The 14,302-nt window shown below is 35.4% G+C and carries 9 protein-coding genes; 7 read left to right on the plus strand and 2 right to left on the minus strand.

All coding sequences use genetic code 11. The features are described from left to right. Positions 1-68 precede the first annotated feature (68 nt). Positions 69-5,054 (minus strand): translocation/assembly module TamB domain-containing protein, encoded by a 4,986-nt coding sequence (locus I6U49_RS00485; RefSeq protein WP_198627165.1) that lies wholly within the window; start codon positions 5,052-5,054, stop codon positions 69-71. Between the two features lie 358 nt (positions 5,055-5,412). On the opposite strand from I6U49_RS00485, the gene I6U49_RS00490 reads away from it, so the two are divergent. Next, positions 5,413-6,240 carry an OmpA/MotB family protein gene (locus I6U49_RS00490; protein WP_193709553.1) on the plus strand — a complete coding sequence of 276 codons (828 nt, stop codon included), beginning with the start codon at positions 5,413-5,415 and terminating at the stop codon, positions 6,238-6,240. 520 nt (positions 6,241-6,760) lie between these two features. Here the strand turns inward: I6U49_RS00490 and I6U49_RS00495 are convergent. Next, entirely contained in the window at positions 6,761-7,177 is a 417-nt protein-coding gene (locus I6U49_RS00495; RefSeq protein WP_193709554.1) for a DoxX family protein, read from the minus strand. Positions 7,178-7,434: 257 nt separating this feature from the next. On the opposite strand from I6U49_RS00495, the gene I6U49_RS00500 reads away from it, so the two are divergent. The 6 genes from I6U49_RS00500 to I6U49_RS00525 all read left to right on the plus strand — a co-directional run bounded on the left by I6U49_RS00500 (position 7,435) and on the right by I6U49_RS00525 (position 14,299). After that, positions 7,435-7,935 carry a DUF4402 domain-containing protein gene (locus I6U49_RS00500; RefSeq protein ID WP_193709555.1) on the plus strand — a complete coding sequence of 167 codons (501 nt, stop codon included), beginning with the start codon at positions 7,435-7,437 and terminating at the stop codon, positions 7,933-7,935. Positions 7,936-8,111: 176 nt separating this feature from the next. Beyond that, positions 8,112-8,600, plus strand: coding sequence for a DUF4402 domain-containing protein (locus I6U49_RS00505; RefSeq protein WP_198627166.1), 489 nt, complete (start codon positions 8,112-8,114; stop codon positions 8,598-8,600). A gap of 91 nt (positions 8,601-8,691) precedes the next feature. Further along, positions 8,692-9,186 carry a DUF4402 domain-containing protein gene (locus I6U49_RS00510; RefSeq protein ID WP_198627167.1) on the plus strand — a complete coding sequence of 165 codons (495 nt, stop codon included), beginning with the start codon at positions 8,692-8,694 and terminating at the stop codon, positions 9,184-9,186. A gap of 83 nt (positions 9,187-9,269) precedes the next feature. After that, positions 9,270-10,088, plus strand: coding sequence for a fimbrial biogenesis chaperone (locus tag I6U49_RS00515; protein WP_198627168.1), 819 nt, complete (start codon positions 9,270-9,272; stop codon positions 10,086-10,088). Positions 10,089-10,099: 11 nt separating this feature from the next. Beyond that, on the plus strand, positions 10,100-13,771 hold the full coding sequence (locus I6U49_RS00520) for a T9SS type A sorting domain-containing protein (protein ID WP_198627169.1): 3,672 nt from the start codon (positions 10,100-10,102) through the stop codon (positions 13,769-13,771). Between the two features lie 9 nt (positions 13,772-13,780). Beyond that, entirely contained in the window at positions 13,781-14,299 is a 519-nt protein-coding gene (locus tag I6U49_RS00525) for a DUF4402 domain-containing protein (protein ID WP_193709560.1), read from the plus strand. Positions 14,300-14,302 lie beyond the last annotated feature (3 nt).

The raw sequence follows: 14,302 nt of genomic DNA on the forward strand, positions 1-14,302 counted from the left end.
TAAATTTCCTATACCCCAATATACTATCGCTAAAGCTTCGCTACTTTTCAGTTGAAAATCAATAGAATTTATTCCTCTTTATCTTCGATTGTAATTTCTTCCTCTTCTTTTAAAAAGAAATTATCCCATAATTCCTGAAATTCGTTGAATTCACGGGTGAAAATAAAAGCAATTCCGCTAACAATGAGTTGCCCATCTATAACATTTTCAAACTCATTTCTTCTAAAACCTTTTAATCTAAAACGACCATTTTCGGTTAGTAAATACTCAATACTTACATTTCCAATTAGTGGGCTGGTTTCTTCTCCAGGCCTGTTGCCGCCCTGCACGTCAACTTCACTCCCCACACTTACAATTAAACGGTCATCAAGTAAAGACTTTTGCGCTTCTATATCTACCTGTGTGCGTTGTGTTGCCGTATTTCCCTGGTAATCGGTATAGCTGTCTACGCCAAAATTAAGCTGCACCCCGGTATCACCCAGTAATTTATCGGAAAACATATTTAATTGATCGGCCAGAGCCTGGTTTAGGTTATCGCGTGCAATAGAAAGGTTTCCACCACTATCGCCTGCATTATTAGATGAAGGATAAAAGCGATTAAGCACCAATAAAGAAAAAACCTGCTTGTTAAGTTCAGCTTCCTGGCTATTTAATTGTTGTAACCTGCCATAGACTTCTCCCCCACCTGCACCTCTTTCTTCTTCAGGCATTTGTAAACCAAAAGATAATTCTGGTTGCATTAATTCGCCGCCTACATTTAGATAAACCAAAAATGGCAAATCTCTTCTAAATTGATCACTTCCGGCTCCCTGTACTGCCATAAGCGATGCAGGAGAGGTCTCCACTTTATAAATTGCACTAACATCTAAATTAGCATCAAATGGATCTCCTGCCCAGGTAATTCGGCTGCCTTCGGCTATTTCAAATCTTCTTTTCACTAAATTATAAAGGCTCATTTCGTAATGTCCGCCATTCATTATATAACGGCCAGAAAGTGACATTCTTCCATTAGGTGAAATATTAAAGTTTAGCTCACCTTCCCCTTTCACTCTAAAATTATCACCGGTTTGTTCATTTATAATGATGTTAAACGCCGCCTTTTCATTAATATTAATTCGGGTATTGATATTATATCCGGTAAGTGTGGCCGATTCCTCCTCTTCATTTGCAGTTAAAATATCATCGGGATTTTCACGATTGGTAAAAATTACTATCCCATCCCGTTGCTGCATTGCCAGTTCTTCTTCGGGCATTACATATGTAAAATCGGTGTTAGCACCTATACTCAGGACCATATCCAAATTAGGTACATTAAGATCTCCGGTAAGGCTGGCATCTGCATCAAAAGTGGCCGTACCGTAAAACAATTCGTTGTCTTCTTTTGTTGAATTGAGGGCCTGAAAATTCCTTGCCTTAAAATTAAGGTCAAATTCAGGGTTAAGAAGATTCTCTAAAAGAACTTCACCATTTACTACAAATGAGTTTGCATCTTTATCCTCTACTTTAAATTCACTAAAATAAATTCCTTTATTATCAAATTTCAATGTTTCCGACGGGAATTTAAAAGGGGCATTAAGCAGGGCCAGTTTTATTTGCGCTTCATCAAAATAAAGTTCACCATTATATTTTGTATTTGTGGTTGTACCGCCAAGGCTTAAATTTCCCGAAAGACTTCCTTCTCCATTGGTTATTGCTCCCATAGAAAGACCTTCCAGGGTTTTCATACTAATTTTATCGATATCCATTTTCATATCTACCACGGTGGTAGAATCTAGCGCCTGGATATCCCCATTCATATTAAGATTTACATTATCTCCTTTTATAGCCAGGCCAACATCATAAAAGAAATCGGCTTTTGGAGTAGAGTTTAAACTTAATGTCCCCATAGGAACTTCTAAAACATTAAGTTGATTAATTTCCAGTCCCGCTAAAATTCCAATTTTCTGCAATGGATCTTCAAAAACCAGGTGCCCATTTAAGCTACCAGTAGCAAGCTCTTCTTCTGAATTCAGGTAATTAAGCAAAAGCCCCAAATCAAAATTAATGAACTCTAAGCCAATATGGTTCTTGTCTGAGAATGCAAGTTTATCACTTAAGTTTAATTCCTGATCCTTATTGCTTAATCTAAAATTATTAGCCTTTATTTCACTATCAAAAACAAGTAGTTCATTGTTAGCAGGAATGTTCCATGCTTTTTTGTTCAGAATTAAATCCTTAGGGTTTATGTGTAACTTAAGATTGTTTTGAGGCTTTGTGATTTCTGAAGATATATTAAATAATTGTTCTTCGCCCTGGATAGATGTGATATCAAGAAACAGCTTATCTTCTGAAAGGCTTCCACTAATGTTAGTTTCTTGAATAGCTATGGGCCCGGAGTTAATTGAATTAAACCCAAAATTAAAATCGAAATTTTCGGCATCTGAATTTAATTTGAATTCAAGGCTGTCAATTTCACTATCATAATAATTTATATAAGGTAAGCTAACCAGTGCATCAAGCTTCTTCTCTTTTTCATTAAAATTGGCCTCAATATTCACAGTATCCAATTGTTCTAGATTAGCCAGGAAAACTTCACCCAAAACAGGCGCATTCGTAATGCTGGCACGTAATTTTAATTTTACCGGATTTTGGAGTGTATCCACTGTTTTTTCTTCATTAAAATAAGACTCATAATGCCTATTCAAAGCTGCAATAAAATCTGCAGGGTCTGCATTAGATTTTAAGTCTAATTCCAGTATTTTATTAGTAATCTGCACCGAAGTGGAATCTGGCAGAACAAAAGCCCGGGCATTCAAATTTCCCGGAAGATATGTGTTATTATCATAAACAACCACTGCCTCGGTAACATCGGCATAGGTTTTATATTCCTTAGCATTCCCTTCAAAGGCCGCATTTAACTTGAGTCCTAACCTAATATCCCGGGACGCAATGCCTAATTCCTGCAATCTTGCCCCTTTAAGATCCAGAGTAAGGTCGGCTTTTGGGTTTACAGAATCTAATTCTACCTGCGAATTAAGCTCTAATTCTAGGTTTTCATCTTTATAACTTGAAGCTATATCACCATTTCCATCTATGATTTCTCCGGAAATTTTAAGGTCTTCTATTATATAATTATTATAAGAAAAGGATTGTATGTTTGCGTCTAGGTTGGCGTTTAATGTATTCACGCTACTTCCGCTTCCAAAAGCTTTTAACTCCAGATTTAAAACACCCAGACTTTCATTTTTCAAAAGGTTTCCAAGCTCAAGTTCCTCAGAGGTTAGTTTTCCTTTAAATGCAATCTCTTCATTATTACTAAAGTTTCCGTCTACACGAATATTCCCGTTAGAAGTTTGCAAAAATGCTTTTGTAGACAAGTCTTTCAGGTTTCCATTGAGGTTTCCGCTTAGTTGAATATTTTCAGGAATTTGTATACCAAGATCTTTTTCGCTTATAAAACCGGTAAGATCGGTTTTTTTAGATTCTGCCCTAAAATTAGGAATATCAAAGCCTATTTCATTGGGGTTGTTGGCATTATAAATAGTCCCGTTCGCAAAAAATGAAGTGTTTTTCCAATTAAGCTTAGCTCTGGATATCCCAATAGCAGAGAGTTTACCGGAGGCTTTAAGATTCCCATAAAGCTTATTAGAGGCCAATTCTTTTACATAAGGATTGGATTTTAAACCCGGCTGAAAACGAAAAACTTCACGTATGTCTACTAAAAACTTTTGTAAATCGACCGAAATTTTTGCTGTTTCGTAATTAGCAATCAACTCTTTAACCGAATTATATTGCAACCCGACATTGCCGGCCAATTGATTTCCATTTAAGGCCATTTCAAGATCGGAAAGGCTTGCATCTGTATCTTCAAAGTTTAGATTAAACTGAAGTTTATTTAAGTTTAGCCCTGAAGCTTCCTTAAAATTTAAAGTAGCTACTTCTACTCCTGCTTTCTTGTTTTTAAGGAATATGTTATTTGAACTAAAATTTAGGGAATCCAAAACCAGGGCGTCAGCTTTAAATTCTCCCAATTTTGGTTGTGCCTGGTCAACCAAATAACTTAGCTTATTATTAGCTAACTTTATTTCATCTACATTTACTTGCCATTCTGGCCAGCTAAAAGGAGTTGCTTCGGTTAAACTATCTTGCGCACTTCCCAGATCTTTCATGCTAAGCTTTATTTCAGAATTTTGGAGTGCGATTGTATTGATCTTAACATCCTGTTTTTTAAGATCAATCAAAGGAGCTTCGGCTAAAAAATCCTGTATATTTAGGTTGGCGTTAATTCCATCGGGAGCAGCATTATAATTCAGCAAAACATTTTCCAACTTTAGGTTATCTACCACCAAATATGGCATGGGCGCAGGCTCTTTGTTTTCTGTTGCGGGAAAAGATTTATTCTGGGAATAGGTTATTGTTGTATTCCTAATACCGGCATTTTCAACCCGAAAATCCATTTTTTCAAGATCGGTTTTTTCAAATTCCAGGAAAAGTTCGCCCAGGGATAACCTGGTATCAATACCCATAACGTCGTCCTTAAAATTAATATCGAAATCCTTTAAATTTATATTTCCAATATTAATTTCCTGGGAAGCTGAAGTATCTTTTGAAGTTGGGTTAGTATTGGCCTGCTGAGTAGTATCGCTTGCAAAAGCTTGCATTAAAAACTCGTAATTGAATCCGTTAAGACTATCATTTCTAATAACATTAGCTTTTAAACCATTCCAATCTAAATTGTCTATGCTTATGGCGTTTCCTTTTATAATTGGCCAAATAGGAATATCAGCTTCTATAGATTTCGAGTAAATTAGAGTGTCTCCTTTTTTGTCTTCAAGGTAAAGACCATCGAGTTGAATATCTCCGGAAAAGGTAATAAAAAGTTTATCTATAGAAATCTCAGTATCAGTCTTAGCAGTAATATTATTAATCACCTGATTTTTGATGACATCCTGCCCCCACGGACTTCTAATAAAAAGCAATAAAAGCAGTATAAAAATAAAAAGCCCCGCAAAGAATTTTACGAGGATCTTAAAAATACGATATCTACCTTTCTTTTCCTTTTGTCTCTTTTCCAAATCCTAATATCACTTAGTATATCAAATTTATTCTATTGATAAGATAAATTAAACTTTTTATGCTTAAGATTTAGTTAATATAAAGGCGGCTGTGCTTAACTTTAATTCTTACTCCCTCATAAAAGTTGTGGTTTTATTGCACAGTTTTTGTCATATTTCTACAAAAGAAAAAGTTAAAACGATTTTCTACAAAAACCTTCAAAAGCCCCCTTTATTCTTCAAAAGCATCTGAAAATCAACAAACAAAAATCATTAATATTATTCACAAAGACTAAGTTTACAGGTTTTGGTATAGTTCTGGCTCGTTTTTGAGCGCCTAAAAAATTTAAAAGGCCTAATTAAAAAATCCGAAATAATTATGAAAAGAACAATCACAGTTACAGTATTAGCTGCAGCCATGTTAAGCTCGTGTGTATCCAAGAAAAAGTATGTTGCTTTAGAGAGCGAATTAGACGACACCAGAAGCTCGCTGCAAAAAACACAGGTGGAAAAAGAGGAAATAGAAGATAAATATGCTCGTATAGAGGCGCGAGTGGCAGATTATAACGCAAAAATTAATTCTTTGCGTGAGGAAAATGATAGTAAGATGGAAATGAACGATCTTACTGTTATGTCTAATAATAATAAGGAAAAAATGAGGGCTACCATTGCTAAAATGGATCCCGAAAAAGTAGCAGAAGCTAAAACTTTAGAAGACTCTATTAATTTAGCTGTTTCCCATAACCTAAAAAGCAATATCTCAGAAGGATCTGATGACGAAGATATTGATATTACTGTAGATGAAACGGTTGTTATGATTAATGTTTCTGATAAATTATTATTTGGAAGCGGTAGTTACAGAGTTTCAAGAAACGCACAACCTTTATTGAAAAAGCTTGCCGAAGTAATTAACTCAGAGCCTGCAATGGAAGTTATGATTGAGGGTCACACCGACGATCGTACTATGGTAGAAGGATCTTACATCCAGGATAACTGGGATCTTAGTGTAAGAAGGGCAACTTCTATAGTTCGAATACTTCAGGATAAATATGATGTCGCACCAGAAAAACTTATTGCGGCGGGTAGAAGTAGTTACCAACCTTTAGTAGATAATACTAATAATGAAAACAGAGCCAAAAATAGAAGGACCAGAATTGTAATTATTCCTAATCTGGACAAATTCTTCGCGATGCTGGAGTCCGAATAAACTAATAATTTCAAAGACTTAAAATAAACGAACGGCCTGAAAAGTCAATTCTTTTCAGGCCGTTTTTATTTAACCAGATTTCAACCTGATATTTTCCTTAAGTTTTATTCTAGTTATTAATAAAAAACAAATTATGTGTAAATAAGAAAAAGTATAATTCTGACTCTGAAGATAAATAGGATCTAGTAAATTTAAAAACTACCGGTTGATTTAAAAAGGAACTTCTGATTAAAATAAATACCTGTAAGATGATGACAATAAACGAGATAAATAATCTATTTTAAATAATAACTTTAAAAACCCTCCTGCAATTATAGTTAATTTTAGGAGGATTTTTTTATGAATCTTATGTGGTACTTCAACTGTGATAAGAATTAGGAAATTTATCCTTAGAACTTAAACCTTTAGATAAATTCGTCAATTCAAGTGAAATTTGTATCGAGAATAAGAATCTTTCACTTAGTTCTCAATACGATTTTTCGTAACTCAAAATCACTCGAACTGACGTTTAAAAGTAGTTTTAGTCTTTCTTTAAAAGGTGATAATCCAGGGAAAATTTACCGGCACCGGTAAAAAAAAGTAAAAGAAAGCCCGCCATATATAATAGAGGTAACTCCTGGCTACCAAAACCATCTGTCCAGTGTACAATAATGGCAGCTACAGCCATGGTTAGAATTAATGGAATTGCAGCAAAACGTGTTGCCCATCCAAGAATAATAAGGATTGCACACACAAATTCTGCAAAAACGGCAAACGTAAAAGTAACAGTTTCACCAACGCCTATAGGATCTGCAAAAGCAATCTCACCCTCTCCAAAGAACTTAAGAAGCTTAGGCACTCCGTGGGTAAGCATTAAACCTCCAATAAATAGCCTAAATAATAAAAGTCCGAAATCAGTATTTTGAAGATTAAGACTTGTAGTGTAAACGTTTTTCATAGTTTTCTAGATTAAATTTTAAAACCCCTAATTTACTTATATTCTTTTCACAACCTAAATATTTTATGCTAAGCTATATGCACTCTGCTCATTCGTGAATGTTCTAATCTAAAATGAAAAATGGTGATTCTCAAAAAGCAAAGCTGACGTTTTAGAACAAAAACATGTATTTCGTCGATTTTTAGTGTATTTCATCGATGTAATTTGGAATTAATTTATATCTTTGAATTACGAAAATCAAATTACGCAGCTTAACGATGTTACGATTCTATACCATAGCTTTTATTTTTTCTGTGTTTGCAGTAAGTCCATTGTTTTCCCAGGCTTCTGCATCGGCAAATTTTTCTGCATCGGCAACAATTATACAACCGATTGGAATTAACACCACCAGTCATATGCAGTTTGCCAATATTGACGCGAAAAATGGCGGATCAGTAACTCTAACTCCCGAAAACACCAGAATTACTAATGGGGACCTTGAACTTGCTGAAGGTGGGACCGTTTCAGCAGCTACTTTTGAAGTTACCGGGCAAAACGGATTTGCTTTCGCTATTAGCTTACCTAAAGGAAGCCATCGTCTATCCAATGGTTCTGAAAGTATGCTCCTACAAGATTTTACTACAAATTATGACGGATCTTCATTGTCAGGAGAAAGTAAAACGATTAAAATTGGGGCAAGTTTAATAGTAAACCCAAATCAAAAACCTGGCGACTACAAAACCAACGGTGATATACAGGTTACCGTAAATTACAATTAAAGAATCTTCAATTAAATCTATCTTTTTCATTTTAGTTTTAAGGAAAATTCATTGAAACGTGCATTTCAACGATTTTTTTATTTTGATTATCGAAAATGTTTCTTTCCTATAAGGGTTTAACCCCATATTTGCACTGTTAAACATTTGAACCCAAATCAAAATTAAATAAAACTAAAATGAAAAAAATTACTTTTATCCTACTTGCTCTTATTTCCGGAACTGTATTTGCCCAGTCAGATGAAGCAACTGGAACTGCTAACGCTGCCGCAGAAATTATCAGCCCTATTAAAATTACAGATGGATCTGACTTAAATTTTGGTCGTATTATTGGTAATGCTGCCGGAGGTAATGTTACAATATCTACTGCTGGTGTTAGATCTACTGATAATGATGATTTATTAGCACCCAGCACTACAGTGCAAGCTGCATCTTTTGATGTTACAGCTGCTGAGACATATAACTACTCTGTAACTATTCCTGGAATTAGTTTAACTGGTAATGGAGACGCAATGCCTGTTACCTTTGAAAGTAGTTTAGGAAATACAGGTGTGGTAGGTACAGGTGCTGCACAAACTTTAAATGTAGGTGGTGAACTTACAGTAAACCCCGCCCAAGCTGAAGGAACTTATACAGGAACTATTAGTGTAACTGTAGCTTACGAATAATAATTTTTATTCTACATATAAATAAAACGCCGCCCGCTGTGGCGGCGTTTTTTAGTTTTAATTAGATGGTATAAGCATTATTAAATCTTTTATGAAAAATTATGTTTTTCTTTTATTTATTGGCTTATTCGGACTTAGCGTATCTGCGCAAAACTCTGCATCTGCCAGCGTGAATAGTAGGGCAACGGTAATAGACCCTATTAAAATTGATAAAACTGTAGATCTGGATTTTGGCAATATTATTAGTGCCTACAATCCGGGGCAGGTAATTTTATCTCCCGATGGTTCGCGTGTGGCATACGGAGTACAAATTTCTAATGCTATTCCTGGTACGGTAAACCCCGCAGAGGCCGTAGTTACACACGGTAATAATAATTATGCCATTACCCTACCTGAACAATTTACGCTGTATAATCAGGAAAACCCAAACCAAGTACTGGTTATAGATAGGTTTACGGTGCAACCACAGGAAGGTAATATTGTAGATATTATAAAAATAGGTGCTACTTTAAACCTTGAGGCTAATCAAACTTCAGGATTTTACACAAATTCAACAGGCTTTAATGTAACCGTTTCTTACAATTAAACTTGATAAATTGCTTTAAGGTGTAAGTTCTTATTTATTATCTTTGAAATCAAAGAATTAATATTAAATCCAGCCCCACGGATATGATAAAAAAACTACTTAGTCCACTACTCCTTTTTTTCATTTTTATTTTTTCAGGATTTGCAAGCTATGCACAGGGAGATCTTATGATTATGCCCAAACGCCTGGTTTTTGATGGCTCACAGCGCTCTCAGGAAATAAATCTTGCCAATACCGGAAGCGACACTGCTGTGTATGCTATTTCGTTTGTAAACTACAAAATGACCGAAACCGGTGATTTTGAACAAGTTGAAAAACCTGAAAAAGGTCAGCTTTTTGCTGAAGATTTTCTAAGATATTTTCCAAGACGCGTATCTCTTGGTCCCAATGAATCCCAAACAATACGTGTTCAACTTACCCGAACCGGAAATTTAGAACAGGGAGAATATCGTTCACATATGTATTTTCGCGCAGTGGAAGAACAAACGGCCCTTGGTGCCGATGAAGCTGAAGAGAGTGATGGGATTTCCATTAATATTAAAACTGTATTTGGAATTAGTATTCCCATTATTATTAGAGAAGGAGACTCTAATACAAAAATTGAATTAACAGATTTTTCGCTAAATACCGAAGGAGAAAGTCCCAGACTTTCCCTTGTAATAAACCGTACCGGAAATATGTCTGTATATGGATACCTTAGTGTTACCTATATTGCGCCCAATGGCACTGAAACAGAAGTGGGTATGGTAAAAGGAATTTCGGTATATACCCCAAATACTAAAAGGAGCTTTAGTTTTCAATTAAGAAACGCTGAGGGTATAGATTTAAGCACCGGAAAACTAAAAATTTCTTATGCTGAAGATCAGGGAGATACTTTAGCTACTAGCGAAATAAAATTATAGTTTTTTAGGGTATGAAAAAAAACTACTCCAAACCCTCTATCTTATTAAAAATCACCATTGTAGTGATAGGTTTGTTGTTTTTTGATTTTTCATTTGCCCAAAATATAACTTCTACTGAAGATGGCAACTGGCACCAAATAGTATGGAGCCCCTCTCAACTTCCCCAACCCAGCGACAATGTAATTATCTCAAATTCAGTAGTAATTGAACAGGGTACCATTGTTGAAATAAATAATTTAACCATTAAAAGAAGCGGTTCGTTGACCATTAATGGTACTTTAATAGTCAATGGAAATATAAATATGGACAATAATGGCTCCTATTTTGAAATGGGGGCTAGTTCACGCGTAATTATTTTTGGAGATTTTTCAGCATCAAATAAAGTAAACGTATCTATATCAAGCTACCTAATTATCCATGGCAACTTTACCAAAAAAGGAAATGAAGGCAAAGGGAATTTTGATGTAGAAAATGGAAATATTTACATTTATGGAGATGTAGATGGCTGGCCAAACTTTGGAAGTTGTGATACAGGAGAAGATTATACCGGCACCCCTCAGGAAAGCGGTTCTTGTGATTATGGTAACGAAGATGATTTTGCAAACAATCCAGATATTCCGGATGATATCATTGAACTAAGCAATTGCTACGACCTAAAGGTAAACGATCAATTTATTTCTATAGGTGAAAATGCAGTATTTACTGCTTCAGATAAAGAACTTCAAGATGTGGCTTCTTACCAATGGCAAACTAAAAATAGGGATGGAAAGTGGATAGATCTTGCTGGAGAAAATCAATTTCAACTAGAAATCCCAAATGTTCAGTTAGAAGATGCAAACGCAATATATAGGGTTATTGTTCGTGGAAATAGCAACAAGTGTAGAATATCTATTTCTAATGCCGCCTTGATAAAAATAAAGAACCCCATAATAATTAATTCACAGCCTAAAAGTAATACAACTTGCCAGGGTACTGCGGTAAACTTTTATGTAGATGCCTCTGGACAAAACCTATCTTATCAATGGGAAAGAAATGATGGTGGTGATTCAAAAAATTATTTTGCTATAAAGGACAATACTTATTTTCAAAATTCGCAAACTTCCAATTTAACTGTAAATGCTCAGGGAACCTGGTTAAATAATATACGTTTTAGAGTTGTTATTAAAGATGAATATGGAAACGTAATAACTTCTGATTCTGCAATTTTAAAAGTAGATGAAAGCCCAGGAGGTGTTTATACACAGCCTAAAAATCAGGTTGTTTGTGAAGGTCATAATATTTCTTTTCAAACCTATACATCAAACGATCAACGCCAATGGCAGGTAAGTGAAGACAATGGAAACTCTTGGAGGAATCTAACCAACAATGATTTTTATAAAAATGTAAACTCCGAACGCTTAGATATCACAAATGCCCCTGCCAGTTTTAATGATAATCTATATCGTGTAGAGGTTTCCAATGAAAACTGTAGAGTATATTCAATCCCGGCTACATTAAAGGTAGATCCAGACCCAATTACAAAACAACCACAGGATGTTACTGTAGAATTTGGTAGCAACGCCCTTATTGAAGCAGGAGTTACCGGTAATAATCTAACTTTTCAGTGGCAGACCTTTAGTAGCAACTGGTACGATATTGAGGATGGTAGCCATTATACAGGTACAAAAACCAAATTGCTGGAGCTTATTAAAGTTGGTTATTGGCCGGAAGATGGTTCGCGCTATAGATTATTGGTAACCAATGAAAATGGCTGTATCTCCATCTCAGATACCGCAGTTTTGAATATAGGTGAAGATCTATGTAAGACAAAAAATACCTGGACGGGTACTGAAAATTCAAACTGGAATAATACCAATAATTGGAGCTGTAATAGCCTACCTACCCTGGAAACCGATGTATTAATTCCAGAAAATATAACTTCCGGAAATTACCCTGAAATAACTGCGGGCGCTAATGCTTTAGCCAGGAACTTAAGTATAGAAAACAATGCATCAGTTATGGTGACCGATAACTGGTTGCGTATTGCCGGAGATTTAACAAACAAGGGGATTTTAGCTACTGAATCCGGTAGCATTTCTTTTGAAGGGACTTCAACTCAAATTATTCCTGTAAATGCTTTTGAAAATAATCGAATTCAAAACCTACAAATAAATAATACTTCCAGAGTAACTTCAGAAGCAATTATTGAAGTGACCGGAACGCTAAAGGTTGAAAACGGGCATTTTTATACCGGGAATCAACTCACATTAATTTCAAATAAAATCAAAACAGCCCTTATTGATGTTAGCGGAAATGGCGAGGTAATTGGGCAAGTAAGCATGCAACGTTATTTGGATAAAGCTTTTGGTTATAAATATTTTAGTACTCCTTTTAAAAATACTATGGTGGGAGATTTTGGCCCTTTTATGAATTTTACCGATCCAGTAACTGGTTTCCCAAATTTCTACCGTTATAACGAAAACCGAAGGGTAGAAAACCTAAACCTTGATGCAAGCGGATGGGAAGCATATACAAATACCACAAATGCACTTAATACTGCAGAAGGCTATGCACTTAATTTAGGCAAAAATACAGCCTCTCAAACTATAGAATTAACCGGTGAGGTAAACAATGGTAGTGTTTCGGTACGCCAGCTAGAAAATAATCACCGAAAATATACCCGCGGTTTCCATTTAGTGGGCAACCCCTACCCCTCTCCTATAGATTGGGATGCTCCCCAGGGATGGATAAGAAATAATATTGATAACGGTATTTACTTTTTTACTGCTAGTGATACCAACCAATATACCGGTACTTACACCGCTTATGTAAATGATATTTCTACAGGAAATATTAACACTCCTAACATTATTCCTTCTATGCAGGGCTTTTTTATTAAAGTGAGCGATTCTGATACTCAAGAGAAAGTAATTGGAAGCTTCGGGATGGATAACAGGGTGCGTACAAACAACTTTGGGCAGCAATTCTATAGGTCTCAAATTAACAGCCAGAAATCCCTAATTCGCCTGGAAGCTGGTTTTAAGGGTGCTAAGGATAGAGATGCCATGATTGTCTATTTTTCGCCTTATGCCACTTCGAATTTTGAAAAGGAAATGGATGCACATAAATTGATGAATACCGACCCCAGGGTACCAAGCCTCTACAATATAAGTCAGGACAGGAAAGAACTGGCTATTAATGCTATTTCTTACCCTGAAACTAAAAGTTACAAAAAAATTCCTTTGGGAATTAAAGCCGATGAAAATGGAGAAATGACTATTGGGCTTGCCCGCATTGAAGGTTTAAATCTTAATTTGAATATTTATTTAATAGATCATTTAAAGGGTATTGGACAAAACCTCAGTAAAAAACCCGTATATAATTTCAATATCAAAAAAGGAACGCATAATTCTCGTTTTGAATTAATGTTTTCTGAAGAAGAAGTTACAAGTCCTGCAATTGCTTTTAACGAACCTTTTGATATAAAGGTTCAAAATGGAACTGTATTGGTTCACCTTAATTTAGATGAAAATCAAAAAGGCATTTTAAAAGCAACGACCATTACAGGACAAATTCTACAAATAAAAGAAGCTTCAGGAACCAATGAGGTAATTTTTGAGGGTATTACCAGTAATGGCGTGTATATTATTAACCTACAGGTTGGTAAAGCTCTTTACGCAAAAAAAATAGTAATAAAAAAATAAGTAGAGCCCATGCAAAATAGAAGATTTTATAATCATACATTTTTGTTTTTACTGCTTATATTTTCAGTATTAGAAATTAAGGCCCAGGAAAATCCGCCAATTCCAATAGAGGTTGAAGTAAGGACATCCAGAAACCTCAATTTTGGTTCTTTTACCGCAGGAAGTGCAGGAGGAAATGTTACGGTAAGCTACGACGACCAACGTACCGTAGATGGTGATATTTTTGAGCTTAATTTTGGACAACCGGTTTCAGCAGCTTTATTTGATGTGTATGCCAATCCCGGTACCATTATCCAAATTGAAGATATGGGGCCTTTTATCCTGGAAAATCAAGATACCGGCCTGCAAATTCAACTCTTAATTAATAGTTTTAGTACCGGTCATAGAACCTTTGTGACCCAGGCTCCCAATGCACAAGTACCTAATGAGGTTTTTGTAGGTGGCACCTTGCGTATTCCGTCAGATAATTCCGGAAACCTACCCGGAACCTACTTTGGCACATTTACCCTTAATTTTATTCATCAATAGATA

The organism is Salegentibacter maritimus (genome assembly GCF_016236915.1).
Taxonomy (GTDB): domain Bacteria; phylum Bacteroidota; class Bacteroidia; order Flavobacteriales; family Flavobacteriaceae; genus Salegentibacter; species Salegentibacter maritimus.

Bases quoted from the DNA above. Each gene is read 5' to 3' on its own strand.
- I6U49_RS00490 (WP_193709553.1), top strand. From the start codon at position 5,413: ATGAAAAGAACAATCACAGTTACAGTATTAGCTGCAGCCATGTTAAGC.
- I6U49_RS00495 (WP_193709554.1), bottom strand. From the start codon at position 7,177: ATGAAAAACGTTTACACTACAAGTCTTAATCTTCAAAATACTGATTTC.
- I6U49_RS00500 (WP_193709555.1), top strand. From the start codon at position 7,435: ATGTTACGATTCTATACCATAGCTTTTATTTTTTCTGTGTTTGCAGTA.
- I6U49_RS00505 (WP_198627166.1), top strand. From the start codon at position 8,112: ATGAAAAAAATTACTTTTATCCTACTTGCTCTTATTTCCGGAACTGTA.
- I6U49_RS00510 (WP_198627167.1), top strand. From the start codon at position 8,692: ATGAAAAATTATGTTTTTCTTTTATTTATTGGCTTATTCGGACTTAGC.
- I6U49_RS00515 (WP_198627168.1), top strand. From the start codon at position 9,270: ATGATAAAAAAACTACTTAGTCCACTACTCCTTTTTTTCATTTTTATT.
- I6U49_RS00520 (WP_198627169.1), top strand. From the start codon at position 10,100: ATGAAAAAAAACTACTCCAAACCCTCTATCTTATTAAAAATCACCATT.
- I6U49_RS00525 (WP_193709560.1), top strand. From the start codon at position 13,781: ATGCAAAATAGAAGATTTTATAATCATACATTTTTGTTTTTACTGCTT.